The 25,661-nt window shown below is 75.4% G+C and carries 24 protein-coding genes, 1 pseudogene and 2 riboswitches; of the genes and pseudogenes, 18 read left to right on the forward strand and 7 right to left on the reverse strand.

What is annotated here, in order from left to right; genetic code table 11:
* Window positions 1–342 precede the first annotated feature (342 nt).
* A complete protein-coding gene (locus MUK52_RS00945) occupies window positions 343–2,553 on the forward strand; it encodes a catalase (protein WP_284574153.1) in 2,211 nt (736 codons plus the stop codon).
* Between the two features lie 123 nt (window positions 2,554–2,676).
* Here MUK52_RS00945 and MUK52_RS00950 read toward each other — a convergent pair whose 3' ends face one another.
* From MUK52_RS00950 to MUK52_RS00960, 3 genes are all read right to left on the reverse strand, one after another.
* On the reverse strand, window positions 2,677–3,237 hold the full coding sequence (locus MUK52_RS00950) for a hemerythrin domain-containing protein (protein WP_114055728.1): 561 nt from the start codon (window positions 3,235–3,237) through the stop codon (window positions 2,677–2,679).
* A 136-nt stretch (window positions 3,238–3,373) separates the two neighbouring features.
* The gene (locus MUK52_RS00955) at window positions 3,374–3,598 is read right to left on the reverse strand and encodes a hypothetical protein (protein ID WP_114055727.1); all 225 of its coding nucleotides are present in this window, start codon (window positions 3,596–3,598) and stop codon (window positions 3,374–3,376) included.
* 75 nt (window positions 3,599–3,673) lie between these two features.
* Window positions 3,674–3,877, reverse strand: a complete 204-nt coding sequence (locus MUK52_RS00960) for a cold-shock protein (protein ID WP_114055726.1) — start codon at window positions 3,875–3,877, stop codon at window positions 3,674–3,676.
* Between the two features lie 544 nt (window positions 3,878–4,421).
* Window positions 4,422–4,639, forward strand: a riboswitch (cobalamin riboswitch).
* A gap of 131 nt (window positions 4,640–4,770) precedes the next feature.
* Here MUK52_RS00960 and MUK52_RS00965 point away from each other — a divergent pair.
* The 7 genes from MUK52_RS00965 (at window position 4,771) to MUK52_RS00995 (ending at window position 12,049) form a co-directional block, all read left to right on the forward strand.
* Window positions 4,771–5,643 (forward strand): GHMP family kinase ATP-binding protein, encoded by an 873-nt coding sequence (locus tag MUK52_RS00965; protein WP_284574154.1) that lies wholly within the window; start codon window positions 4,771–4,773, stop codon window positions 5,641–5,643.
* Complete coding sequence (locus MUK52_RS00970) at window positions 5,640–6,668, forward strand: cysteine synthase family protein (RefSeq protein WP_284574155.1); 1,029 nt, start codon at window positions 5,640–5,642, stop codon at window positions 6,666–6,668. Before MUK52_RS00965 ends, MUK52_RS00970 begins: the two co-directional genes overlap by 4 nt.
* Window positions 6,665–7,927, forward strand: a complete 1,263-nt coding sequence (locus tag MUK52_RS00975; protein WP_284574156.1) for an ATP-grasp domain-containing protein — start codon at window positions 6,665–6,667, stop codon at window positions 7,925–7,927. The genes MUK52_RS00970 and MUK52_RS00975 overlap by 4 nt, the downstream gene beginning before the upstream one ends.
* An 81-nt stretch (window positions 7,928–8,008) precedes the next feature.
* Complete coding sequence (locus MUK52_RS00980) at window positions 8,009–8,758, forward strand: class I SAM-dependent methyltransferase (protein WP_114055723.1); 750 nt, start codon at window positions 8,009–8,011, stop codon at window positions 8,756–8,758.
* A gap of 121 nt (window positions 8,759–8,879) precedes the next feature.
* A riboswitch (cobalamin riboswitch) is annotated at window positions 8,880–9,060 on the forward strand.
* A 42-nt stretch (window positions 9,061–9,102) separates the two neighbouring features.
* Window positions 9,103–10,140 (forward strand): ABC transporter substrate-binding protein, encoded by a 1,038-nt coding sequence (locus MUK52_RS00985; RefSeq protein ID WP_114058674.1) that lies wholly within the window; start codon window positions 9,103–9,105, stop codon window positions 10,138–10,140.
* A complete protein-coding gene (locus MUK52_RS00990) occupies window positions 10,137–11,267 on the forward strand; it encodes a FecCD family ABC transporter permease (protein WP_284574157.1) in 1,131 nt (376 codons plus the stop codon). The genes MUK52_RS00985 and MUK52_RS00990 overlap by 4 nt, the downstream gene beginning before the upstream one ends.
* Window positions 11,264–12,049, forward strand: coding sequence for an ABC transporter ATP-binding protein (locus MUK52_RS00995; protein ID WP_284574158.1), 786 nt, complete (start codon window positions 11,264–11,266; stop codon window positions 12,047–12,049). The genes MUK52_RS00990 and MUK52_RS00995 overlap by 4 nt, the downstream gene beginning before the upstream one ends.
* Here MUK52_RS00995 and MUK52_RS01000 read toward each other — a convergent pair.
* Window positions 12,034–12,871, reverse strand: a pseudogene (locus MUK52_RS01000) (ferric reductase-like transmembrane domain-containing protein). The gene MUK52_RS00995 and the pseudogene MUK52_RS01000 overlap by 16 nt on opposite strands.
* Before the next feature lie 324 nt (window positions 12,872–13,195).
* Here MUK52_RS01000 and MUK52_RS01005 point away from each other — a divergent pair.
* From MUK52_RS01005 to MUK52_RS01025, 5 genes are all read left to right on the forward strand, one after another.
* Window positions 13,196–14,038 (forward strand): hypothetical protein, encoded by an 843-nt coding sequence (locus MUK52_RS01005; RefSeq protein ID WP_284574159.1) that lies wholly within the window; start codon window positions 13,196–13,198, stop codon window positions 14,036–14,038.
* A 235-nt stretch (window positions 14,039–14,273) separates the two neighbouring features.
* On the forward strand, window positions 14,274–15,962 hold the full coding sequence (locus tag MUK52_RS01010; RefSeq protein ID WP_284574160.1) for an ABC-F family ATP-binding cassette domain-containing protein: 1,689 nt from the start codon (window positions 14,274–14,276) through the stop codon (window positions 15,960–15,962).
* The gene (locus tag MUK52_RS01015) at window positions 15,959–16,171 is read left to right on the forward strand and encodes a CsbD family protein (protein WP_284574162.1); all 213 of its coding nucleotides are present in this window, start codon (window positions 15,959–15,961) and stop codon (window positions 16,169–16,171) included. Before MUK52_RS01010 ends, MUK52_RS01015 begins: the two co-directional genes overlap by 4 nt.
* Window positions 16,172–16,411: 240 nt before the next feature.
* Window positions 16,412–16,840: an Hsp20/alpha crystallin family protein gene (locus MUK52_RS01020; protein ID WP_114055719.1), complete on the forward strand. Its 429-nt coding sequence runs from the start codon at window positions 16,412–16,414 to the stop codon at window positions 16,838–16,840.
* A 123-nt stretch (window positions 16,841–16,963) separates the two neighbouring features.
* Entirely contained in the window at window positions 16,964–17,410 is a 447-nt protein-coding gene (locus MUK52_RS01025; RefSeq protein WP_502963529.1) for a DUF2267 domain-containing protein, read from the forward strand.
* 62 nt (window positions 17,411–17,472) lie between these two features.
* Here MUK52_RS01025 and MUK52_RS01030 read toward each other — a convergent pair whose 3' ends face one another.
* Entirely contained in the window at window positions 17,473–18,702 is a 1,230-nt protein-coding gene (locus tag MUK52_RS01030) for an FAD-dependent oxidoreductase (protein WP_284574165.1), read from the reverse strand.
* Between the two features lie 328 nt (window positions 18,703–19,030).
* On the opposite strand from MUK52_RS01030, the gene MUK52_RS01035 reads away from it, so the two are divergent.
* From MUK52_RS01035 to MUK52_RS01055, 5 genes are all read left to right on the forward strand, one after another.
* A complete protein-coding gene (locus MUK52_RS01035; RefSeq protein WP_284574167.1) occupies window positions 19,031–20,071 on the forward strand; it encodes a DUF7847 domain-containing protein in 1,041 nt (346 codons plus the stop codon).
* A gap of 92 nt (window positions 20,072–20,163) precedes the next feature.
* Complete coding sequence (locus MUK52_RS01040; RefSeq protein WP_284574171.1) at window positions 20,164–20,793, forward strand: class I SAM-dependent methyltransferase; 630 nt, start codon at window positions 20,164–20,166, stop codon at window positions 20,791–20,793.
* A 622-nt stretch (window positions 20,794–21,415) separates the two neighbouring features.
* Window positions 21,416–22,021 (forward strand): hypothetical protein, encoded by a 606-nt coding sequence (locus MUK52_RS01045; RefSeq protein ID WP_284574173.1) that lies wholly within the window; start codon window positions 21,416–21,418, stop codon window positions 22,019–22,021.
* A 106-nt stretch (window positions 22,022–22,127) separates the two neighbouring features.
* A complete protein-coding gene (locus MUK52_RS01050) occupies window positions 22,128–22,583 on the forward strand; it encodes a helix-turn-helix domain-containing protein (RefSeq protein WP_284574175.1) in 456 nt (151 codons plus the stop codon).
* 79 nt (window positions 22,584–22,662) lie between these two features.
* Window positions 22,663–23,244, forward strand: a complete 582-nt coding sequence (locus tag MUK52_RS01055; RefSeq protein WP_284574177.1) for a hypothetical protein — start codon at window positions 22,663–22,665, stop codon at window positions 23,242–23,244.
* Between the two features lie 128 nt (window positions 23,245–23,372).
* Here the strand turns inward: MUK52_RS01055 and MUK52_RS01060 are convergent, their stop codons facing one another.
* Window positions 23,373–24,308 (reverse strand): carbohydrate ABC transporter permease, encoded by a 936-nt coding sequence (locus MUK52_RS01060; protein WP_114055713.1) that lies wholly within the window; start codon window positions 24,306–24,308, stop codon window positions 23,373–23,375.
* On the reverse strand, window positions 24,305–25,657 hold the full coding sequence (locus tag MUK52_RS01065) for an ABC transporter permease (RefSeq protein WP_284574180.1): 1,353 nt from the start codon (window positions 25,655–25,657) through the stop codon (window positions 24,305–24,307). Before MUK52_RS01065 ends, MUK52_RS01060 begins: the two co-directional genes overlap by 4 nt.
* Between the last annotated feature and the right edge of the window lie 4 nt (window positions 25,658–25,661).

The raw sequence follows: 25,661 nt of genomic DNA on the forward strand, positions 1-25,661 counted from the left end.
CACGCCCGGCGCGGCCGCGTCCCGAACGGGCGGTGCCGGGCCCGGGCCAGTCAACCACCCGCACCTCGTGCACGCCCGCAGGCGCGGGCCGGTCCGGCCGTGTCGGGGCGGTCGCTGCGGCGGACGGGGGCACTGCGCTGGGCCAGGCGGGCTACGCCCGGCGCGGCAGGCGGCGGGCGTGGGGCCCCGGGCAGCCGTACGGGCCGGCGCGCCGGCCGGGCGGCCGGTCGGGCGGCTGCGGGACGCATCGGGGCGGTCTGCCGGGGCAGGCGCCCGGGGACCCGGGCCGCCGGGGTACTTCCCGGCGGCCGCCCGAATGCACCGCTACGTCTGGAGCACTCCATGGCAGAGCAGAATCCCGCGCACGCCGCCGGCGGCCCCGTGCCCGGCAGGCCGGGGCCGGTCGCGCCGCAGGTGCCCGAGCCGTCCGAGCCCGGCGGCCCGCTGCCGCCGAAGCCCGACCAGGAGGGGCCCGAGACGGTCGGCCCGACCGGGCAGCCCACCGGCTCCGGCCAGGACCGGCGGGCCCAGGGCGGGCCCTGGCTGACGACCGCGCAGGGGACCCGGCTGTACGACACGGACCACTCGCTGAAGGCCGGGCCGCGCGGCCCGGTCCTGCTGCAGGACCACCACCTGCGCGAGAAGGTGATGCACTTCGACCACGAGCGGATCCCCGAGCGGGTGGTGCACGCCCGCGGCGCGGGCGCCCACGGCGTCTTCCTCGGCTACGGCACGGCCACGGAGATCTGCAAGGCCGGCTTCCTCGCCAAGGACGTCGAGACGCCCGTCTTCGTGCGCTTCTCGACCGTGCTGGGGTCCCGCGGGTCGGCGGACACCGTCCGCGACACCCGGGGCTTCGCGACGAAGTTCTCCACCGACGAGGGAACCTTCGACCTCGTCGGGAACAACATCCCGGTGTTCTTCATCCAGGACGCGGTCAAGTTCCCCGACGTCATCCACGCCGGCAAGCCGCACCCGGACCGGGAGATCCCGCAGGCGCAGAGCGCCCACGACACGTTCTGGGACTTCGTCTCCCTGCACACCGAGGCCGCCCACCACACGCTGTGGAACATGTCGGACCGCGGCATCCCCCGCTCGTACCGGATGATGGAGGGCTTCGGCGTCCACACCTTCCGGATGGTCAGCGCCTCGGGCGGGACGGCGCTGGTGAAGTTCCACTGGAAGCCGAAGCTGGGCGTGCACTCCCTGGTGTGGGAGGAGGCGCAGCTGCTCGGCGGCGTCGACCCGGACTTCCACCGCCGGGACCTCTTCGACGCGATCGAGGCGGGCGCGTTCCCCCAGTGGGAGCTGGGCGTGCAGGTCTTCCCCGACACGCCGGAGCAGGCGTTCGAGGGGATCGACCTGCTGGACTCCACCAAGCTCGTCCCGGAGGAGCTGTCGCCGGTGCAGCCGATCGGGCTGCTGACGCTGACGGCCAACACGAAGAACTTCTTCGCCGAGACCGAGCAGGTCGCCTTCCACGTCGGCCACCTCGTGCCCGGCATCGACGTCACGGACGACCCGCTGCTCGCCGGGCGGCTCTTCTCCTACCTCGACACGCAGATCACCCGGCTGGGCGGCCCGAACTTCGCGCAGCTCCCGATCAACCGGCCGCACACGGCCGTCAACGACATGCTGCGCGACGGCATGCACCAGACCGCCGTGCACACCGGGGTGGCCCCGTACCACGGCGGCTGCCCGTTCCTCGCGGGCGCGCAGACGGGGGCGTACGTGGAGACGCCCGTCGCCGTGCCGGCCGCGAGCAAGGTCCGCGAGGCGCCGCTGTCGTACGCGGACCACTTCACGCAGCCGCGGCAGTTCTGGCTGAGCATGTCGGAGCCGGAGCGCGAGCACATCGTCGCCGCGTACACCTTCGAGCTGGGCAAGTGCTACGAGCAGACCGCCAAGGAGCGGCAGCTGGGCGTGCTGGCCAACATCGACCCGGTGCTGTGCGCGAGGGTCGCCGAGGGCCTGGGCCTGCCCGCGCCGGAGGCCGCGGTCCCGCTCGCCGACCCGGAGCCCAGCCCGGCGCTGTCCCAGGTGGGCGGCGCGTGGCCGGTCGACGGCCGTACCGTCGGGATCGTCACGGACGGGACGGGGGACCTCTCCCAGGTGCGGGCCGTCCGCGACGCCGCCGTCGCGGCGGGCATGCTGCCGCTGGTCATCGGGCCGTCAGGCGGGACGGTCGGCTCCGACGGGGACGCGCTGGCCGTCCAGCGCACCTTCGCCACGGCCCGCTCGGTGGAGTACGACGCCCTGCTCTTCGCCGGGGTCCCGGCCCCGGCGGCGGACGCGGCCGGGGGCGGCGACGCGAGGGCGGCGCTGCCGCAGGCCGACGGCGCCGACCCGCGGATGGTGCTGCTGCTGGGCGAGGCGTACCGGCACGGCAAGGCCCTGGGCGGCTGGGACGGCGCGGTCCGGCTGCTGGAGGCCGCGGGCGTACCGGCCGGCGCGGAGGGGATCGCCCTCGGGTCGGACGGCACGGAGGCGTTCGACCGGCTGGCCCGGATGCTGCCCGGGCACCGCGTGTGGCGGCGCTCCGGCGCCGGCTGAGGGCCGGCGGCCCAGCCGCCGCCCGCCCCGGCCGCAAGCGGCGGCTGGGGGCGGGCGGCGATGCGTCCGGCGGCTGCGCGGAATCCGCGGCCCGGCCGGAGGGAGTCCTCGCGGCGCTGCGGGTCAGTCCGACCTGCCCCTGCCGGTGACGAAGTCCCGGACGCGGTCCACCATGCCCATGCCCGGCGCGAGGAGCTTGTTCGCGGGGGGTGTGGAGGGGCTCCCGGGGTGCGGGCGGGTCGGGGCGGTCTTCTTCGCCCGGCGGATGCGGTCGCCGAGCTCGTCGAGCGCCTCCTGGGAGCAGTTGTGCCGCAGCGTCGGGAAGAGGTTCTCCTCCTCGTCCCGGATGTGCGCGAGGACCTCGGTCCGCAGGGCGTCCACGCAGTCGGCGAAGCGCGCCCCGTCCGGGTCCGCTTCCTCCAGCTCCTTCAGCATCTCCTCGACGCGGGAGTGGTCGGCGATCTCCTTGTCGGCGATGGCGTCGCCGCCGTCGAGGTGCTCGCGCACGGCCGGATAGAGGTACTGCTCCTCCGCGACCGAGTGCCGGACGAGTTCGATGGTCAGCTGGTCGGCGATCCGCCGCCGCTCACCGCCCTCCGCGGCGGTCTCCAGCCGGCGGAAGAACTCCTTCACCTCGTCGTGGTCGGCGGTCAGCTCCCGCACCACGTCTCCACCGTGTCCCATGGGGTCTGCCCTTCCGGACGGCGGTCCGGACCGGGTGTCCGGACTCCTCCGCCGCCTGCCCCGTCGCCGCACACCCATGCGGAACCCGCCCCACCGGCGTCGGGGGGCGGCCGCGGTCCGGCGGTTCCCCGGCGGATCAGCGCGCGGGGAGCGCGCCGCGGGCCGCCGGGGGCCGGGCGGGCGGCAGGGCGGGCCTCAGCCCGTAGAGCCGCTCGCGCAGGGCGAAGAGGTCCCGGATCTTGCCGACCTGGGCCAGGCGGGCGAGGAGGGTGTCGATGCGGCGGTCGTCGCCGCGGTGCGCCGCCTGGAGGATCTCCTCGATGAGGCGGGCCGCTTGCAGGGCACGGTGCTCGCTGTCCACGGCAGGCCCCTACCCACGGAACGACCCGCCTAGTGCTGTGACCAGGAAGGTCTGCCGGCCGGTGCCGGCGGGCCGTCAGTGGCGGATGATGTTCTCCGCTTGCAGGCCCCGGTCCGACTGGGTGATGTCGAAGCTGACCTGCTCACCCTCGAGGAGCTCGCGGTAGCCGTTTCCGGTGATCCCCGAGTAGTGGGCGAAGACGTCCGGTCCTCCGCCGTCCTGGGCGATGAACCCGAACCCCTTCTCCGCGCTGAACCACTTGACCGTGCCCTTGGCCATCTTGCCTCCTGCTGCGAACTGCGGGCGGCCGCCCGGCTCCGGGCGGCGACACCCAGACCTACCGCGCACGGCGCCCGCAGCGCGGCTGCCACACCGACAGGTCACACGCTCCGGGCGTCTTTTCGCGCGGAGCGCGCGCCGTCCGAGGGGCCGGAGGCCGAGGCGCGGGTGTGCACGCCGGCGGACGAGGAGTTCGTGCAGCGGATTGCCGCGCTCGGGGTGCCGCTGGTAAGGACGGCGGGCCGGCTGCGCCCCGAGGGCGCCCGGCGGCGGCCCGTGGGCGCCTTCGCGGAACGGCTGGCTCGCGCCGGGGGACGTTCCGGACAACTTCCCCCGGCGGGGCGGCTTCCGCACCTCGCGGCGCCCCCTGCGGCAGTGCCTCGGAGAGGCGCGCCGGCGGGCCGGGCGGTGCTGGTCGGGCGCGGCGGGCGGGCACCCGCTGCGGCGCCGGCCCCGCGGTCCCGCCGACTGGGCGCCCCCGCGGGAACGGCGTACTTCACGCCAGCCGGCCGCAGGCGCCCTGTCGCGGCCCGCGCACGGCTGCCTACGCTGGCCGGGCAGTTGGTTCGCGTCACCGCTGCGGTGGCGCGTCGCAAGAGGGAACCCGGTGCGATTCCGGGACTGACCCGCAGCGGTGTGTGGGAACGAAAGCCGTCATCGGCACTGGTCTCCGTACGGGGCCCGGGAAGCGGCGGCCGGTAGGAGAGGGCCTGCGGGCCCGCGCCCACGAGTCCGAAGACCTGCCACTGCGCGCGTGCGGCACGCACGCGCTGTTCACGGTGACCTCGAGGGCCGGGTCGGCGGGACGGACGGGCAGGCGCGCACGCGGCGCGGCACGGCCCTCCTCTTCGCGCCCGCCTCCCCGGGGCCGGGCGACGAGGAGGGGGCCGTTCTTGACCAGGGCCGACGGGACCTTCGCCGGCGTGTGCCACGGAACGCTCGGCGAGCTCTGGCAGGGGCCGCTGCGCCCCTCCGCCGACCCGGACATCGCCCTCGTGTCGTTTCCCGTGCACCGGTACTCCCGCGTGTACTTCACGCCCGGGGCGGAGCCCGCGCCGGGGGCGCCGCAGCTCGGCCCGAAGGCGGCCCGCGCGGCCCTCCTGTTCGCCGAGCGGTACGGGCTGCGCCTGCCGGAGGGCCGCTGGACCGTGCACTCCGACCTGCCCACGGGCGTGGGGATGGCGAGTTCGACGGCGGACATCGTGGCCGTGCTGCGCTGCCTGAGCCGGGTGTTCTCGCTGCCCTTCGACCCCCGGGCGGCCGCCGGCGTCCTGTCGGCGATCGAGCGGTCGGACAGCGTCTTCCTCGACGAGTTCGCGCTGTACCTGAGCGGACGCCACCGGCTGGTGCGCAGGCTGGGCACCGGCATCGGCTTCCACACCGCCTACGCCGTGGAGCCGGGCACCGTGGACACCTCGGCGGTCACCGCGCTGCTGCTGCGGCAGTACCGGCGGCGCGCTCAGGAGTACGAGCGGTCCCTGGACGAGTTGCTCAAGGGGTTCGCCGCCGGGGACCCTGCCGCCGTGGCCCGGGCGTCGACCAGCAGTGCCGTGCTGTCCCAGGAGGCTCTGCCGAAACGTTCCTTCGACGCCGTCCTCGCCCACCGGGAGGAGTTCGGCGCGGACGGCGTCTTCGTCGCCCACACCGGATCGCTGGTCGGCTACCTGTTCACCGGCCGGATCGGCTTCCCCGCCCGGGAGCAACTCTCCGCCTTCTTCCGCTCCCTCGGCCACCAGTGCGCCTTCGCCCAAGGAGGATACGGGTGATTCACCCCCACATCGCGGACGCCCTCAAGGCCCCCGCCCTCGTCGCCCTGACGGAGGGCGCCGTCCTCGTCCGCTTCGAGTCCATGAAGGTCTACTCGGCGCTCGCCGCCGTCGCGCGCCTGCTGGAGGAGGGCAGGGTGCGGCCGGGGCAGACCCTCGTCGACAGCTCCAGCGGGATCTACGCCCACGCCCTGGCCCTGGCGTGCCACCGCCACGGCATGCGCTGCCACATCGTCGCCTCGACGACCGTGGACGCCACCACCCGCGCCCAGCTGGAGATCCTGGGGGCCACGGTCGAGCAGGTCGCGCCGTCGCGGGACCTCAGGCTCGACCAGGAGCTGCGCGTGCGCCGGGTCCGGGAGATCCTCGCCGAGCGTCCGGACGTCCACTGGATGCGGCAGTACCACGACGACGTCCACTACCTGGGCTACCGGGAGGTCGCCGACCTCGTCGCGGACGCGCTCCCGGCCGGCCGGGGGCGGCTGACCGTCGTCGGCGGGGTCGGGTCCGGCGCCTCGACGGGCGGGCTGGTGGAGCACCTGCGGCAGCGCGACCCGGCCGTGCGGCTGGTCGGCGTCCAGCCGTTCGGCAGCGTGACCTTCGGCAGCCAGGACCACCACGACCCGGAGGCCATCATCGCGGGGATCGGCTCCTCGATCGACTTCGCCAACGTCCGCCACCACCTGTACGACACCGTGCACTGGATGGACTTCACGCACGCCATGGCCGGGACGGTGGCGCTGATGCGCGAACACGCCGTCTTCGCGGGCCTGTCCACCGGCGCCGCCTACCTGGCCGCCGTCCACGAGGCGCGCCGCCATCCGGACGACCTCCACCTCGTGGTCGGGGCCGACACGGGGCACCGGTACGTGGACCGCGTGCACTCCCGGCACGCCGAGGCACTCGACCCGGCCTGCCTCAAGCCGTTCGAGGTCGGAGCCCCCGAGGAGATGGCCATGCCCTGGTCGACGATGGCGTGGGACCGCAAGGGGCGCCCCGGCGCGCGGGCGGGGCGTGCCGCATGACCGTGGCCTGCCTGGAATCGCTCACCTTCGGCCTCGGGCACCTGGTGCGGGCCGCGGAGTCGCTCGGCGAGCGGCTCGTGCTGCTCACCCGGGACGCCGGCTACTACGCCCACGAGCTGGGCCTGTTGGAGCCCGGTGCGCTGGACGTCGTCGCCGTCGACACCTTCGACACCGCCGCCGTCGCGGCGGAGCTGCACCGGCTGCCGGGGCTGCGCGGGCTGATCAGCTCGACGGACACGTGGACCCTGGCCGGCGCCGAGCTGACGGCCCGCTTCGGCCTGCCCGGCGCGCCGCCCGAGGTGCTGCGGCTCACCCGCGACAAGGCCCGCGTACGCACCCTGCTGCACCGGGCGGGGCTCTCGCGGGCGCCCGCCGCCGAGGCCCCCGACGCGGACGGGCTGCGGGCGGCCGTGCTGAAGGAGACCGGCCTGCCCGCCGTCCTCAAGGACACGGCGGGCACCGGCAGCCAGAACGTCTGGCTGGTCCGCGACGAGGCGGGGCTGGACGCGGCGCTCCGCGAGGCGGCGGGCCGCCGGCTGACCGGCCGGCTGTTCGCCGAACCGTTCTTCCCCGGGCCGGTCTACAGCGCGGAGACCCTCACCTGGGCGGGCCGCACCAGGCTGCTGGGCGTCTCCAGCCGGCTGATGTCCCCCGAGCCGCACTTCCGGGAGGAGGTGACCGCCTTCCCCGTCGCCTTCCCGCCCGTGCAGAGCCGGGAGTTGGAGCGCGTACTCGGCGGGGTGCTCTCGGCCCTCGGCTACACCGACCGGTTCGCGCACGTGGAGTTCGCGCTGACGGCCGAGGGGCCCGAGGTGGTGGAGGTCAACCCGCGGATCGGCGGCGCGCTCGTCGGCGAGGCGCTGTGCCGGGCCCTCGGCGTCAACGTGTACGAGGCCCTGGTCGAGGCCGCGCTCGGCCGGCGGCCCCGGCTCATGGACGCCGGCCCCGGGACTCCGGCGGGCCCTGCGCTCGCCTTCGTCCTCGCCTACCCGGCGCAGCCCGGGGTGTTCACGGGCGCCGAGGGGCTGGAGCGGCTGGCCGGACTGCCCGGCGCGCCGGCCTGGTACCCGGTCAGACGGCCGGGCGACCGGCTCGAACACCTCGGCGACAGCCGCGGCTACGCCGGGATCGTCTGCGCCGAGGCCCCGACGGCGGAGCTCGCGACGCACTGCGCGGTCGCCGCGGCCAACACGGTACGCGTCGTGACCCGGCCGTTCGCGGACGGAGAGCAGGCCGCGGCGGGCGGCGGCGGTGCCTGACCGGCCGGCCCCGCCGCTTCCCGCCGCTCGACCGGACCCCTGCGGGCAACCCCGCCCACGAGGAAGGAAGACCGTCACGCCATGGCCGACACGGGTGGATTCCAGGACGACGACTTCTGGAGCGAGTTCTACGAGTTCCTGTTCCCGCCGGAGCGCTTCTCCCAGGCCGAGGAGCTGCTGGCAACCTCCCCCCTGCTCTCCTTCCCGCCGGGCGGCCGGGTCCTCGACCTGTGCTGCGGGCCGGGGGTGTTCACCGTCCCGCTGGCCCGCCTCGGCCACCGCACCACCGGCGTGGACCGCAGTCCGGCCATGCTGGAACGGGCCCGGAAGCTCACCGCCGAAGCGGGCGCGCAGGCGGAGTACGTACGGGCCGACGTGCGGGACTACACGGCCCCGGGCGCCTTCGACACGGTCCTCAACATGTTCACGTCCTTCGGCTACTTCGAGGACCCGGCGGACAACGCGCGGGCGATGCGCACCATGCACGACTGCCTGCGGCCGGGCGGCAGCCTGCTGCTGGACGTGGCCGGGAAGGAGATCCTGGCCCGCCGGGTGGTGCCGCCCAAGGTGGTCCGGCGGGGCGGCGGCCTGCTCGTGCAGACCGACAGCGTGCTGGACGACTGGGCGCGGCTGCGCAGCGACTGGGTGCTGGTGCGGGGCGAGCGGGTGACCCGGGCGAGCCTGGTGTGGTTCGTGTACAGCGCGGTGGAGCTGCGTGCGATGGCCGTGGCGGCGGGGTTCGAACGGGTCGAGGTGTTCGGGGGCTTCGACGGCCGCCCGTACGACGAGGACGCGGACCGGCTCATCGTACGGGCGTACCGGCCGCGCTGACCGGGCCGGGTGGCCGGGCGGCCGGGCCCGCGGCACCGGCCCGGCGGGCAGGGGCGTCAGCTGAGGGGCGCACGCTCAGGGCGCAAGCCCCGGCGCGTGCGCCCTTTCACGCCCAAGTGACCGGAATGTAATATCGCCAGGTCATCGCCGCGACGGGAGACAGGAAGCCGGTGCGATTCCGGCACGGTCCCGCCACTGTGACCGGGGAGCGGTCCCCTCATGAGCCACTGCGCGCACGCGTGGGAAGGCGGGGGGAGCGCCGATCCGGGAGTCAGGAAACTGGCCAGTCGCGGGCCCGTTCCGAGGAGCGCGGACTCCCCAGGAGGCTCTACGTGTACGTCGGCATGCCCGGCTCCCTGCAGTTCCCCCCGTCCACCCGCCCGTCGCACCGCCGCGCCCTGCGCGCGGCGGCGGCCGCCGCCCTGGTCTCGGTGCTGGCCGCCGGCTGCGGCGGCGGCACCGATCCGGCCGGGGAGGACGGCAAGCCCGCGGCCGCGCCGGCGGCGGGCTTCCCGCTCACCGTCGACAACTGCGGCACCCGCACCACCTACGACAGGCCGCCCGCCCGGGCGGTCACCATCCACCAGCACCCGGCCGAGCTGATGCTGGCGCTCGGCCTGAAGGACCGCATGGTGGGCACCGCCTTCCCCGACTCCCCGGTCCTGCCGCAGTACGAGCAGGACTTCAAGGCCGTCAAGCAGCTGGCGCCGAAGGAGCCCTCCTTCGAGGCCGTCGTCAACGCCGAGCCCGACTTCGTGTACGGCGGCTACGGCAGCGCCTTCGCCGAGAAGGAGGGCCGCTCCCGCAAGGCGTTCGCGGACGCCGGCATCGACACCTACCTCAACCGCGAGTACTGCGGGAAGAAGCAGGTGTCCATGGAGGACGCCTACGAGGAGATCCGCACCATCGGCGGCATCTTCGGCGTCAGGGACCGGGCCGACGCCCTCGTCGCGGACCTGCGGGCGCGCGTCGAGAAGACCGGCAAGGCCGTGGAGGGCGCCCCGGCCGTGCCCGTGTTCGTGTACGACAGCGGCGACAAGTCGGCGTTCACCGCCGGAGGCAAGAGCCTCGGCACCGAGATCATCAGACTGGCCGGCGGGCGCAACATCTTCTCCGACCTCGACGAGGTCTTCGGCGACGTCTCCTGGGAGCAGGTCGTCGAGCGCAGGCCCGAGGTCATCGCCATCTACGACTACGCCGACGCCGGCAGCGTGCAGCAGAAGAAGGACTTCCTGCTCTCCCAGCCCGCCCTCGCCGACGTGCCCGCGATCCGGAACAAGCGCTTCGTGGTGGTGCCGCTGACCGCCACCCTCGTCGGCGTGCGCCCGCCGCACGCGGTCGAGGACCTGGCCCGCGGCCTGCACCCCGAGCGCTTCCGGTGACGGCCGCCGCCGCGGCCCGGCCGAGGGAGGAGTCCCCGCCCGGCCGGGCCGGGGAAGACGGACCCGCCCCGGCCGGGCGCGCCGGGCGGGCCCGGTTCCCGCTCGTCCTCGCGGGCCTGGCCGCCCTGCTGCTGCTGTCCCTGACCGCCGGGCTCGCCATCGGCTCGGTGCATGTGCCGCCCGGCGAGGTCTGGGGCATCGTCGGCCACGCCCTCGGCGCGGACTGGTCCGAGCCGGCGTGGTCGCGGGCCCGCGAGCACATCGTGCTGGACGTGCGCGCGCCGCGCGTCCTCCTCGGCGCCGTGACCGGGGCCGGGCTCGCGGTGGTGGGCACCGCGCTGCAGGCCCTCGTACGGAACCCGCTCGCGGAGCCGTACCTGCTGGGCGTGTCCTCCGGGGCGTCCCTCGGCGCCGTCGCCGTGATCGTCTTCGGCTTCACGCTGTTCGGGGCGGTGTCGCTGTCGGCGGCCGCGTTCGCGGGCGCGCTCGTGACGCTGCTGCTCGTGTACACCACGGCGCGCTCCGGCGGCCGGATCACGCCGCTGCGGCTGGTGCTCTCGGGCGTGGCCTTCGCGTCGGTGCTCACCGCGCTGCTGGACCTGCTGCTGCTGACCGCCGACCGCGGCAACCAGGCCCGTACGGTCCTCGCGTGGACGCTGGGCGGGCTCGGCGGCGTGCAGTGGGGCACCCTGTGGCTGCCCGCCGCCGCCCTGCTGCTCGGCACCACCGTGCTCCTCGTCCAGGCCAGGCCGCTGAACCTGCTGCTGGCCGGCGAGGAGTCGGCGACCACGCTGGGGCTGGACGTGGCCCGCTTCCGGGCCCGCATGTTCATCCTGCTCTCGCTGGTCACCGGGGTGCTGGTGGCGGCCGCCGGCCCGATCGGGTTCGTCGGGCTGATCCTGCCGCACACCGTGCGGCTGTTCGTCGGCAGCGACCACCGCAGGGTCCTGCCGACGGCGGCGCTGGCCGGGGCCGTGTTCCTGGTCTGGGCGGACATCGCCGCCCGCACCGTCGCCGCTCCGATGGAGATCCCCGTCGGCGTGCTGACGGCCCTGTGCGGGGGCCCGTTCTTCCTGTGGCTGATGCGGCGGGACGCCCGCCGCCGGGGCGACCGGGGGGCGGCATGAGCGCCGCCGATCTGGCCGTGGAGCGGCTCACCCTCGCCGCCGGCGCCCACCGGCTGGTGCAGGAGGTGTCCCTCGCCGCCCGGCCCGGCGAGGTCGTCGGCCTGGTCGGGCCGAACGGCAGCGGCAAGTCCAGCCTGCTGCGGGCCGTCTACCGGGTGCTGCGCCCGCAGTCCGGGCAGGTCCTGGTGGACGGCGCCGACGCCTGGGCGCTGCCGGTGCGGGAACTGGCCCGCACCACCGCGGCGGTCGTCCAGGAGCCGGGCGGCGACTTCGACCTGACGGTGCGGGAGGTGGTCGCCATGGGCCGCACCCCGCACAAGCGTCTGCTGGACGGGGACACCGCCGAGGACGCCCGGCTGATCGCCCGGTCGCTGGAGGCGGTGGACGCCGCCGGGCTGGCGGAGCGCCCGTTCGCGCAGCTGTCGGGGGGCGAGCGCCAGCGGGTGCTCATCGCCCGGGCGCTGACCCAGCAGCCGTCCCTGCTGGTCCTCGACGAGCCGACCAACCACCTCGACATCCGGCACCAGTTGGAGGTGCTCGGGCTGCTGCGGCGGCTGCCGGCGACGGTGCTCGTCGCCCTGCACGACCTGAACCTCGCCGCCTACTACTGCGACCGGCTGTACGTCCTGTGCGGCGGCGAGGTGACCGCCTCGGGCGCCCCGGCGGAGGTGCTCACCGCGGAGCTGCTGGCCGAGGTGTACGGGGTGGCGGGCGAGGTCGCCGTCCATCCGCGGACGGGGGCGCCGCAGGTCACGTTCCTGCCGGCTCAGCCCGGTTCGTGAACGTGCGGCGCCGTCGGCGCGGGCTGCGGCCCGGCCGGCGGCGCGGGCGGCCGGGTCCGCCCGCCGTCGTGGCCGGTGGCCGCGGCGGCGATCCCGGCGGCCGCGGCGGCGGCCGCAACCAGGCCGCCGGCCCGCACCGCCCGCCGCGCCGTGCGGCCCGGCCGGGGCGCCCGGGCCGGGCGGCGCGGGGCGCTCGCCGCGCCGCGCGGGCCGCAGCAGCCGGACCAGCAGCAGGGCGGCGACGGGCAGTTGCAGCAGCCAGAGCACCGTCCGCGGCCACTCCCCGTACCAGACGCTGGTCCCGTACAGCAGGGTGTGCCAGACGCCCAGCGCGTACACGGCGACCGTCAGGCGGTGCAGGCGCCGCCAGGCGGTCGCGCCGAAGCGGTGCCGCACGTAGAAGAGCAAGCCCAGGGGGATGGCGAGGTACAGCGCGCCCTGCCCGATCGGGATGGCGGTGCGGCCGGTCCCCGAGTCGTACCAGCCGGGGACGAAGGTGTCGGCGAAGGCCGACCAGAGGCGGGCCGCCCAACCGAGCCGGGTCTCGTAGCGGACGAGTTCCGCGGCGAAGAGCAGCGCGTGCGCCGCCATCAGCGCCATGGTGGTGAGGCTGGTCGTCCGGTGCCACCGCTCCAGCGTCCGGCGGGACACCGGCAGCCGGCCCGGTCCGGGCCCGGACAGCAGCAGCCCGAGCATGACCGTGCCCCAGGACCACAGGAGCGCGGACCAGCCGAACGCCTGGCTGAGCAGGTACATCCAGAAGGTGCCGGGGTCGGCCATGAACGGCATGACGGCGGTGGTGGCGGAGGTGCCGGACCGCATCCTGAACCACAGGACGGCGAACACGGCGGCCGTGACGCCGAAGCCGGCCGCGGCGTCCGGGACGGCGGCCCGCACGTCGCTCCTGAGTGAAGGCTGCACGCAGCGATCCCCGCCTTCCGCCCGCCGTCGCCACGGGGCGTGCGGGGTGTCCGAGTCTTCCGCGACCAGTGTTGCGGACGGGGCGGGTCGCCCGCAGCACCGAAACCGGTCACTGCGCACCCCCGCCAATTCCCGTGCGCCACAGGCCGGTTCGGGCCGCCGTACGGACGGGGAGGTACAGTCTGCTGCTGTTGATCTTGACTGTGGCGGGGCGGGGAGAAGGACGTGGCACGGCAGGGCGGGTACGGACAGCGGACGGGCGTGCGGCCGGGGGCGGCGGGGCCGGGGGTGCCCTCCGACGGGGCGGGCGACCGCCGCCACGGCTGCGTGACCGTCCTGGCGGCCCCCTTCGTCCTCGCCGCCCGCGTGCACCGGCCCGGACGGGCGGACCGGCTCGCCGACCCCGTGGTCCGCGGGGTCGCGCTCGCCCGGACCGGTGTCGGACTCGCCGCCACCGCCTGGCTGTTCTACGCGTTCACCCTGCGCGAGGAGGCCAAGGCCGTCGTCGACGACAGGCTCACCGACCTGCTGATCAGTGCGGCCGTGCTGGCTGTCGTGGGCCCGCTCGCGGTGGCGGCCTTCCTGGCGGCCGCCCGCCCGCCGCTGCGCGCCCGGTACCGCCGGCGGCTCGGCGGCCCGCTCACCGCGTGGGGCTGCCTGATCGCCACGGCCGGCCTCCAGTGGTTCGCGCTCCGCCCCGACCTGCGGAACACCCTCTTCGCCGGTGCGGGCGACACCGGCTTCCTCCTCGGCCTGCTGTTCCAGCTGGGCAGCCTCTTCCTGCTGCCGTTCCTCCTCGCCTCCTCGGTGCTGTGCGTCCACCACGCCTTCCGCACCGCCGACGTCCACGAGGTGCTGCCGCCGCTGCTCTCCCCCGTGGTCGTCCTGGTGATGTCCGTGCTCCAGGCCGTCGACGGGCCTCCGGTCAACGCCCCGCAGGCCGTCTGGTTCGCGTTCCTCGCGGGCGCGCCGCTCTCGGTCACCGCCCTGTCCGCGTGGGAGCTGCGCCGGCTGCGCACCCGGTACGGGACCACCCTGCGCGGCGCCCTCGGCCGCCGGCCGCGCTGACCCCCGGCCGCCGGTGGCCGGCCCCGGTCCGCCCGGCGGGAAAACGCGTGGGCATCCGGTCCGCGGCGTTGCTACCGTGGCGGCATGGCTTCAGGCATCTGGTCCCAGAAGGTGCGATCCGCCCGCTGACGGCGGCGCCCTGATCCCTTGCGGACCCCCGCGCTCGCCGTACCGGTTCCCGCCGGGCGGCCGCAGCCCGCTGCCCGGCTCCACCTCGCGAGCCGCGGAGCATCCGTTGAACCACCGCACCCCCCTGCCCCATGCCCTTCCCCTGGCCCTGCCCCTGCCCGCCGGCTCCGGCGGGAGTGCGCACGTCCGCGCCGAGGGCGTCACCGTCACGCGCGGGCACCGCCGCGTGCTGGACGGCGTCTCGGTCACCGTCTCCGCCCGGTCGCGGGTCGCCGTCGTCGGCGAGAACGGCCGCGGCAAGACCACCCTGCTGCACGTCCTGGCCGGACTGCTCCCGCCCGACGCGGGCACCGTGCACCGCGCCGGCACCATCGGCCTGGCCCGCCAGGAGCTCACCGCAGGCCGCGCGGACACCGTCGGGACGCTGACCGCCGAGGCGCTGGCCGCGCCTCTCGCCGCGCTCGCGGCCCTGGACGCGGCTGCCCTCGCCCTCGGCGACGGCGGCCCCGGCGCGGAGGACCGGTACGCCGCCGCGCTCGACGCGGCGACCCGGCTCGACGCCTGGGGCGCCGAACGCCGCGTCGACACCGCCCTGGAGGCCCTCGGCGCGTGCACCGACCGCGAACGGCCGCTCGCGGCGCTGTCGGTCGGGCAGCGCTACCGGGTCCGTCTCGCCTGCCTGCTCGGAGCCCGGTACGACGTCCTGCTCCTCGACGAGCCCACGAACCACCTCGACGCCGACGGGCTGGACTTCCTCACCCGCAGGCTCCGCGCGCACGACGGCGCCCTCGCACTCGTCACCCACGACCGGGCGCTGCTGCGGGACGTCGCCGACCGGTTTCTCGACCTCGACCCGGCGCGCGACGGCAGGCCCCGCCTGTACGCCGGCGGGTACGACGCCTGGCAGGAGGCCCGCGGCCGCGAGCGGCAGCGGTGGGAGCAGGACCACGAGGAGCAGCAGGCCGAGCACCGCAGGCTGCAGGAGGCCGTCTCCCGGGCCCGCGACCGGCTGTCCACCGGGTGGCGTCCGGACAAGGGCACGGGCCGGCACCAGCGGCAGTCCCGGGCCCCGGGCGTCGTCCAGGCCCTGAACCGGCAGCAGGAGGCGCTCGACGCGCACCGCGTGGACGTGCCGCCGCCCCCGCCGGTGCTCCGATGGCCGCACCTCGGCGGCCGGAGGGGGACGCCGCGGCTGCGGGCGCACGGCGTGGCCGTCGCCGGACGGCTGGCGGGCCCGGTCGACGTCGTGCTCGACGGCGGGGACCGGCTGCTCGTCACCGGGCCGAACGGCGCCGGGAAGTCGACGCTGCTGGCCGTCCTGGCCGGCGCGGTCGAGCCGACGCGGGGCCGCGTCGTGAGGGCCGCGGGCACCCGGACCGCCCTGGTCGCCCAGGAGACGGCGGTGGCGGACCCGCGGCTCACCGCCCGCGAGCTGTACGCGCGCCGCGTGGGCCGGCTCGTGGCGGGCGGGGTGCTGCGCGACGCCGAAGCCGTCCCCCTCGCCGCACTCGGACTGCTCGACGCCGATGCGGCGCGCACCCCGGCCGGGCGGCTGTCGCAGGGGCAGCAGCGGCGCCTCGACCTCGCACTGGCCCTGGCCGGGCGGCCGCACGTGCTGCTGCTCGACGAGCCGACGAACCACCTGTCGGCAACACTGGTCGAAGAGCTCACCGAGGCGGTCCGCAGCACGGGCGCCGCGGTCGTCGCCGCGACGCACGACCGGCAGCTGCTCCGGGACCTCGCGGACTGGCCCCGCCTGGAAGCCGGCCGGACCCGCGGGGCGGACCGGGGATGAGCACGGGACCCGAGGAGAAGGGGGCCGGCATGAGCGCCCGCGAGAAGATGAAGGCGAAGACGGAACAGGTCGTCGGCAAGACCATGCGGAAGGTCGGGCATGCGATCGGCGACAGGTCCACCACCATGAAGGGCGGCGCCCTGCAGCTCCGGGGGAAGGCCCGGCTGGCGAAGGAGAAGGGGAAGGACGCCCTCAGGCACCGGCACTGACCGGGCCTCCCCTCAGCAGGGACGTGCACGCGGCCGGCGGATGCCGCCGACCGCGTGCACGGCCGCGCCGCTCCGGCCCCTCTGGCACCAGCTCCCCACCAGCCCCATGCGTCATCCGGCCGCTGACATCTTTCATGTCATCCATTCGGCGAAGTGCCGTGTTGTCATCGTTTCGACGACATGCTACAACAGGGCCGCAGCGCACTGGCAGCCGTTTCCGAGCAACCAGGAGGTGTCCCCATGCTGATGCGCACCGACCCCTTCCGTGAGATCGACCGCCTCACCCAGCAGCTCGCGGGTCCGGGCACGTGGTCCAAGCCGTCCGTGATGCCGATGGACGCCTACCGGGACGGCGACGCGTACGTGGTCGCCTTCGACATCCCGGGCGTCGCCAGGGACGCGATCGACATCGACGTCGAGCGGAACATGCTGACGGTCAAGGCCGAGCGGCGGCCCGCACCGCGGTCGGACCGGGCCCAGATGGAACTCTCCGAGCGGCCCCTCGGCGTCTTCACCCGGCAGATCATGCTGGCGGACACCCTGGACACCGAGCGCATCGAAGCCGCGTACGAGGCCGGCGTCCTGACCCTGCGCATCCCGATCGCCGAGCGCGCCAAGCCGCGGAAGATCACGATCGGCGGCGGCGAGCACAAGCAGCTGAGCAGCTGAGCAGCTGAGCAGCTGAATCCTGCGGCGCCGCCCGCCCTCCCCCGACCGGCCGACCCTCCCCGCGCCTGTGTCGGCCGGCTTTCCGGACCGTAGCCACCGCGACCCGAAAGGAAGGCATACACCGTGTTCGACCAGCCCGCAGTCCTCCGCCGGCCGGCCCCGGACATGACCTACGAGCAGATGCTGGAAGCCGTGCGGTACGAGGGCGCCTACTCCGGCACCGAGCGCGCCGCCGAGACCGTCGAGCGCGTGCTGGCCGCGCTCGGCCGCAGGCTGACCGGCGGTGAACGGGCGGACCTCGCCGCCCGGCTGCCCCTGCAGGCCGCGCTGGCCTTCACCGCGCAGGTCCCCTCGTACGAGGAGCTGAGCGGATGGGGCTTCGTCAAGGACATCGCCGCCCGCTCCGGCACCAGCCCCGCCACCGCCCGCTGGGACACCGGCGCCGTCCTGTCCGTCGTCGCCCGCCTCGCCGGCCCGGACCTCCTCGCCCGCATCCTGCGGAGCCTCCCTGCCGGGTACGCCCTCCTCTTCGGCCAGATCGACCTCAACGCGGGCCGCACCGGCGCATGACCGGGCGCCTCCGGAACCCCTGACCGCCCGGTGGGGACGGCAGGGGCTCCGGCGCGCCCCGTTCAGCGGAGCGCCTCCCGCGGCGGCCGCTCGCGCAGGGCCCCGTAGGCGAGGAAGTACGCCGGGAGCCGGTTCAGCCGGCTCTCGGTCAGCAGGGAGGCCAGCCGGGCGGCGCGCTGCGGGTCGTCGAACGCGGACCGGCCGGCCAGCAGCGGCCCGATGACCTTGGCGTGGGCGGCACGCTGGAGGCCCTGCGCGGCCACGGTGGTGGGCCGGCGGCGCTGCTGCACGCGGCGTACGTCGTACAGGCCCACCCGGTGCTCGCGCAGCGGCCCCACCAGGTGGCGGGCGGCCGCCACGGCGTCCTGCACGGCCAGGTTGATGCCGATGCCGAACACGGGCGACATGGCGTGGGCGGCGTCCCCGATGCACAGCAGCCCCGGGCGGTGCCAGCGGCGCAGCCGGTCGAGGCGGACGTCGAGGAGTTTGACGCCGTCCCAGGAGGCGACCGCGTGCGCCCGGTCCGCGAGCCAGGGCACCGCCCCCGTGAACCGCTCCATGAACGGGTCCAGGCCCTCGGCGCGCAGTCGGGCATCGGCGCCCTTCGGGATGAGGGCCGCGCACTGCCAGTAGTCGCCGCGGTCGATGAGCGCGCTGAAGAACCGCTCCCCCAGCCCGCCGACGAGCCCGCTGGGGTCGTCCTCGCGGCGCGGCAGCCGGAACCACCAGGCGTCCATGGGGCAGGGGAAGTCCTGCAGGCCGAGCTCCGGCAGGGTCCGGGCGAGCGAACCGCGGCCGTCGCAGGCCACCGTCAGATGGGCGCGCAGTTCGCCGGCCGCGCCGTCCGCGGTGCGGTAGCGGACGCCCGTGACCCGGCCGCCCTCGACCAGGAACGACTCCGCCTCCGTGTCCATCCACAGGCGGAACGACGGCTCCTTTCGGGCCTCGTCCGCGAGCAGGTCGAGCAGGTCCCACTGGGGCACCATCGCGATGTAGTTGTACTTTCCGTGCAGCGCCCCGATGTTGCCCACGGTGACCAGCGTGCGGTCCGGTCCGAGGGGCAGCTGGACGGTCGTCACGCGCCGCTGCGGGAGCCGGGCGAACCGCTCGGCGAGCCCGATGTCCTCCAGCAGGGACAGCGTCGTGGGGTGCACGGTGTCGCCGCGGAAGTCCCTGAGGAAGTCCCCGTGCTTCTCCAGCACCGTCACCTCCACCCCGGCCCGGGCCAGCAGCAGGGCCAGCACCATCCCGGCCGGGCCGCCGCCCACCACGCAGCAGGTCGTCCGCTCCACGGGCCACCACTCCCTCCGCGGGCGTCGCGGGCGGATCCCGGACGCCCCCAGGGACGTATACCCCGTGGGGGGCGGTCGCCGGAGGCGGCCGGGCACAGCCGGGACATCCGCGCCGTTCCGGCCGCGCGCGCCGCCGGTGCGCCCGCCCCCGACCCATTCCCGGGTGTCATGCCCCTGACCTGCGAGATAGGTTGTCCCCACTGACAACGGGGACGAGCTACGGAGCACGTGCATGACGCAGAGCAGTTGGCCGGGAGCATACGGGGGCAGCGGGGGCGGCACCCCGCACTGGGGAGGCTGGGGACCGCCCCCGCCGCCGCAGCCGGGCGTGGTACCCCTGCGGCCGCTCGCCCTCGGCGACATCGTCACCGGGTCGTTCTCCACCCTCCGCCTCCACTGGAAGCGGATGGCCGGCGTCGCACTGCTCGTCCAGGCAGTGCTCCTCCTCGCGATGGGCCTCGTCGCGGCCGCCTCCGTGGCCGCCGTCTTCCCGCACCTGGAGCCCGTCTTCGACGCGCCGTACGGCGAGGCCCCCACGCGTGAGCACGTCATGCCGCTGCTCGTGGCCGCCGCCGTCCTGTTCGTGGCGCTCGCCGTGCTGGGCATGCTGGGCATGGCGGTGATCTCCGCCGCCTGTCTGGCCGTGCTGAAGGAGGCGGTGTCCGGCGGTCCCACCACGTTCGCCGCCGTGCGGCGGGTCGCTTTCCGGCGGGCCCCGGCGATGGCCGGCGCGATGTTCCTCGGCTACCTGATCGCGGGGCTCCCGGTGCTGGCCGTCGTGGCGGTGTGGGCGCCGCTGGCCGTCGCCACCGCCTCCGAGGCCGCCCCGGGCGCCCTGCTGGTGCCCCTCGTCCTCGGGATGCTGGCCGCCTTCCCGGTGGCCGTCTGGCTCAGCGTGCGGTTCGGGCTGGCACCGGCCGCCGTCGTCATGGAGGACGCCGGCCCGGTCGCCGCGCTGCGCCGCTCGACCGCCCTGGTCCGCGGCGACTGGTGGCGGGTCTTCGGCATCACCCTCGTCGGCGCCCTGCTGGCGGGCGCCATCGGCTACGCGATCCAGCTGCCGTTCAATCTCATCGGGTCGTTCGTGATCGTGCCGGCCATCGCCCTCGCCGAGGACGGCGTCTCCGCGGCAGGCGCGATCACCGTGCTGGTCGTCGCCGTCCTGGTGACCCTGGCCGGCGGGATCGCCGGGCAGCTGTTCCAGATCGGCTTCATGCAGCTGGTCGCGGGCCTGCTCTACACGGACCAGCGGATCCGCCGCGAAGGCCTCGCGGAGGCCCTCCTCGCCGGCCACGCGGTACCCCCGGCGGCACCGGCCACCGCGCCGGAGCCGCCGCAGCAGCAGGACGCTCCGCAGGACGGCCGGTAGCAGCAGGAGCCGCGGCCGGGCCGCCGCACCGCCGTGTCGCGGCGGCGGCGGGCCGGCCGCGGTGCCATCCTGGGGCGGGAGCGGAGGTTGCCATGGGTTTCTACACCGGCCACGTACTGCCGCGCATCGTCAACGCGGCGTGCGGGGCGAAGGCGTCCCGGCCGCTGCGCGCCCGGGTGTGCGCCGGGCTGACGGGCCGCGTACTGGAGATCGGCTTCGGCAGCGGCCTCAACGTGCCGTTCTATCCCCCGTCCGTGACCGAGGTGGCGGCCGTCGAGCCGTCGGACACCGCCTGGCGGCTGGCCCGCAAGCGCGTCGGGAACTCCCGGGTGCCGGTGCGGCGGGCCGGCCTGGACGGGCAGTCCCTGCCCTTCGACGACGGCACCTTCGACTCCGCCCTGTCGACGTGGACGCTGTGCACGATCCCCGACGCCGACGCCGCCCTGCGGGAGGTGCTGCGCGTCCTGAAGCCCGGCGGCACCCTCCACTTCCTTGAGCACGGCCTGGCACCCGCCGCGGACGAGCACGTGCGCCGCCGCCAGCGCCGGCTGGACCCGCTCCAGCAGCGCCTGTTCGGGGGCTGCCACCTGACCCGCCGCCCGGCGGAGATGGTCGGGGCGGCCGGGTTCGCGCTCGGCCCGGTCGACGTCTTCTACGAGGAGAGCGCCCCGAAGTTCCTGGCCGCCGACTCCCTCGGCACGGCCACGACCCCCACCGCCTGAGCAGAGCCGCGGCGATCCGCCGCGCCTCCGCCCCGTGCACTGCGCGGGCGTGCTGCCTGCCCGCGGCCGGACGGCCCGGCTGCGGCGCAACCCCGGACCAGGCGGCCCCGGAGCAGCTCGGACGGAAGCCGGACCGCCCGCCGCCGGCACATCCCCGACGTCCCGGAAGGGCCGCTCGCCTCCGCCGGCCTCGAGGCGCCGCCGCAGGCTGCCCGGCGCCGGCCCGGGTGTCCGGGGTCCCGGGGTGGAGCATCGCGTGCAGCCGCTTCCGCCAGTCCTTGCCGATCTCCTGACCCGGGCAGTCTGTTCGGCAACGGGCGCATTCGGCAAGGGGAGTTGCCGCCCGAGGCTGCCGCGTCGGCTCGGTGGAAGCACCCGCAAGCCGAGGGCCCGGGCGGCGAGGGGGCGGCGGGATTCTGCCCGGCGTCGCGGCAGTGTCAAGCCCCGAGTTTCCGGAACGTGTCCGGGGCGGGCCGTCTCGGGCCTACTGGTTGTGCGCCCCCCCCACCGGAGCAAGGGAAATACCCCGCAAGGCCGGGAAACACCCCCTTCCCCGCAAGGGCCGCACCGAGAAGGCATCCCACGCCATCCGATTTTTCGGATCGAACCGCAGGAGAATCCCATGAACCGCACCACGCACAGCAACACCACGCACACCAGCAGCATGCGTCCCAAGCGGCGCGGCCTCCGCCTCGCGACGCTGGTCGCCTCGGCCGCGGTCGTCACCGGCGGGGTCCTCCTGCCCGCGGCCACCGCTTCGGCCGCCCCGATGCCCGCCCAGGTGGCGTCCGTACTGCCGGCCGCCGGAGGCGCCGGAGGCGACGGCGGGGACGGCGGCGGCGGCCTGGTCGGCGGCGGGGGCGGCTCCGGCGGCTCCGGCGGCGGCAGCGTCACCGGCGTCGGCGGCGCGGGCGGCAACGGCGGCAACGGCGGCAACGGCGTCCTCTCCGGCGGCGGGGGCGGCGGCGGTGGCGGCGGCGGCGAAGGCGTCATCGGCGGCAAGGGCGGCAACGGCGGCAACGGCGGGTCCGGAGCCGTCGGCGGCAACGGCGGCGGCGGCGGTGGCGGCGGCGACGGCGTCCTCAAGGGCGGCGACGGCGGCAAGGGCGGCTCCGGAGGCTTCGGCATCTTCCAGGGCGGCAAGGGCGGCAAGGGCGGCAACGGCGGCTTCGGCATCTTCGGCGGCCTCGGCGGCGCCGGCGGCAAGGGAGGCGGCAGCATCTTCTGACCCCCGCCCGAACCGAGCCCGACCCGATCCGCGGGGTGCAGGCCTCCCGGCCTCCACCCCGCCCCACCCCCACCCACCCACCCGTTTCCCCGAGGCGGAGAACCCCATGTCCACCAGCTCCTGGCACCGCCCCCTCATCCTCGCGGCGGCCTCCCTGGCCTTCCTCACCGGCACGGCCTGCTCCGCCCACGCCGCCCCGCCCCCCGCCACGCCCGCCACCGCCGGACAGCTCCCCCCGTACTGCGCCGCCGGCGGCGAAGGCGGCAAGGGGGGCGAAGGCGGCAAGGGCGGCGCCCCCGGACGGCCCGGCGAGCCCGGCAAGCCCGGACAGCCCGGCTGCTTCCGCTTCGAAGCCCTCCCCGACAAGCCCGCCGACCAGCTCAACCCCGCCGACAAGGTCCACATCGTCATGGCCCTCCTCGCCGACGGCACCGACACCCGCAAGAAGGACATCGCCCGGCAGTACGACATCCCCGTCCAGCAGCTCGACACCTGGAAGAAGCACTACCTCGAAGGCAACTGGATCGCCCTGATGAACGGCGCCACTCCCTTCTGCCCCTGACATCCCGGAAATCCGCCCCCCGACCGAACCCCGACCGACAGCCGCCCGGACAGCACTGAGGACCGGCAGGAGAAATCCCATGCACATGCGCTCTTGGAAGTTCCGACTCGGACTCGTCGTCTCCACCGCCCTGATCGGTGCCGGCGCCGTGGCGCCCGCCGCCTCGGCAGCCCCGGTGAAGGCGCCCGAGGCCGGGACGACGGCCCCCGCCCCCGGTGACAGCCGCTCGACGGGCAACCGCGGTCTCGGCCTCGGCCAGGTCATCGGCAAGGGCAAGACGGGCACCGGCAGCGTCAAGCTCGGCAACGGGACCGTCCGGGTCGGTGACGGCGTGTGCGTCGGCAACTGCAACGGGACCGTCAACGGGACCAACGGCGGCAACGGCGGCGTCTGCGTCGGCCGCTGCAACGGCAGCGCCAACGGCGGCAACGGCACCGACGGCGGTACGGGCGCCAACGGGACGAACGGCGGCAACGGCGGCGTCTGCGTCGGCTCCTGCCACGGCAGCGTGAACGGAGGCAACGGCGGCAACGGCGGGGCGGCCCCGCCCGGCGGCGACGGCGGGAACGGCGGCAAGGGCGGCAACGGCGGCGTCTGCGTCGGCGCCGGCTGCCAGACCAGCGGCCGCGGCGGCAACGGGGGCAGCGGCGGCGCCGGCTGACCACCGGGGCCCGCACCGCCCGGGTCGGCAGGCCCCGGCCCGGGCGCACCGCATACGCAAGGACCGCAACGCACGGCGTTGCGGTCCTTGCGTATGGGGCGGACGGCCCGGCCTGCCCCGCGGGGGCGTCACTTCACCGAGCCGGCCATCACCCCTTGGACGAAGTGCCGCTGGAAGGCGAAGAACACCACGAGCGGGACCACCAGGGACAGGAAGGCTCCCGGCGCGAGGACGCCGATGTTGCTGCCGAACTGGCGGATCTGAGACTGGAGCGCGACGGTGAGCGGCTGGGATCCGCTGTCCGCGAAGAGCAGCGCCACGAGCATGTCGTTCCAGACCCACAGGAACTGGAAGATGGCGAGGCTCGCGAGGGCGGGGCGGCCCAGGGGCAGCACGAGGCGGAAGAAGATCCGCCACTCGCTGCCGCCGTCCATCCTGGCGGCCTCCAGCATCTCGCGCGGGATCTCGGCGAAGTAGTTGCGCAGCAGGAAGATGGCGAAGGGCAGTCCGTAGGCGACGTGGAACAGGACCACGCCGGCGACGGTGCCGAACAGCCCGACCGCGCCCATGAGTTTGGCGACCGGCAGCAGTCCGACCTGTACGGGGACGACGAGCAGGCCGACGACCACGAGGAAGATGCCGTCCCGGCCGGGGAACTCCAGCCAGGCGAAGGCGTATCCGGCCAGTGCCGCGATGCCGACGACCAGGGCGGTCGCGGGTACCGAGATCAGCACGGTGTTCCCGAAGGCGGTCGCGATGCCCGAGTCGGCGAGCAGGGCGGTGTAGTTGTCGAAGGACAGCTGGGCCGGGTCGGCGAGCGCCGTCCACCAGCCGCCGGAGGCGTTGTCCTCCTCGGAGCGCATCGAGGACAGGAACAGGCCGGCGAGCGGGGTGATCCACACGAGGGCGACCAGGACGAGCAGCCCCTGGACGAGGCCGCTGCCGAGGAGGCGGGAGACGCGGTTCCGGCGGGGCGGCCGGGAGGGGCCCGGGGCCGGGGCGGGGCGGGCGGCCGCCGCCTCCCGAGGGGAGGGGCGTCGCTCGATGGTGCCGTGGCTGGTCATGCTCCACTCCTTCGGAACCGCCGGATGTTGAAGACCATTGCGGGGACGACCAGCAGGAGGAGGACGATGCTGAGGGCGCTGCCGAGGCCCTGGTCGTTGCCGCCGCCGAAGGAGACCAGCCACATACGGGTGGCCAGGACGTTCGCCTCTTCCTGTACGGGTCCGGGGGCGATGATGTAGACGAGGTCGAAGACCTTCATCACGTTGATCACGAGGGTGACGAAGACGACGGTGAGGACGGGCGCGAGCAGCGGCACGGTGATCTTGCGGAAGATCTGTCCCTCACTGGCGCCGTCCATCCGCGCGGCTTCCAGCGCGTCCCGGGGGATGGCGGCGAGTCCGGCGCCGATGAGGACCATCGCGAAGCCGGTCCACACCCACAGGTAGGCGCCGATGACGGCAGGGGTGATCAGGGCCGGGCCCAGCCAGTCGACGCCCTGGTAGGGGGCGGCGAAGTTGGCCGCGGGGAGGCGGACGGTGTAGTCGCCGGGGGCGAGTCCGGCCAGGCGGAACGTGCCGTCGGCGGCGGCGGTGGCGGTCGCCGCGACCTCGCCGTCGCGTACGGCCTCGACCTTCATGCCCGGCAGGCCCTTCTCGCCGGGGTCGACGGTGCCGGGGGTGCCGGCGCCGCCGGGCGCGAAGTCGAGGTAGACGGTGCCGGTGATCGCGTCCGCGCCGCCCGGGGTGTCCGCGGGTGCCGAGGCCGGCTGCGCGGCCGCGGGCAGGGCGTCCGGGCCGACCCCGACGAGTCCGAGGCCGACGGAGCCGCCGGGGCGGACCGTCCGCTCGGTGCTGTACGGGCCGCCGGGCGCGCCGGCCAGGCCGAGGCCCTCGCGGGCGCGGGCCGTGGGGTAGGCGGCGGTGTCCGCGAAGGTGTCGTGGATGCCGACGGCGACGGCGTTGAGGACGCCCCGGTCCGGGTTCTGCTCGTAGGCGAGGCGGAAGATGATCCCGGCGGCGAGGAAGGAGACGGCCATCGGGAGGAACAGCACCAGCTTGAAGGCGGTCGCCCAGCGCACCTTCTCGGTGAGGACCGCCAGCACCAGGCCGAGCCCGGTGAGCAGGGTGGGGGCGACGACGACCCAGATGGTGCTGTTGCGGATGGCCTTGAGGGTGGCGGGGTCCTGGAGGATCGCCGTGTAGTTCCCGGCCCCGACGAACCGGTCGCCGCTGGCGTCGAAGAGGCTGCGGCCGAAGGAGAAGAAGACGGGGTAGACGACGAGCGCGCCGAGCAGGAGCAGCGCCGGCAGGACGAAGGCGACCGCGAGGCGGCGCTTCCTCGCCAGGGCCCGGCGCCGCGGGTCGGCCGCGGCGCGGGCGGGGGCGGTGGCGGTGGCGGTGGGAGCCATGGAG

The organism is Streptomyces sp. 2P-4 (genome assembly GCF_030167965.1).
GTDB lineage: Bacteria > Actinomycetota > Actinomycetes > Streptomycetales > Streptomycetaceae > Streptomyces > Streptomyces globosus_A.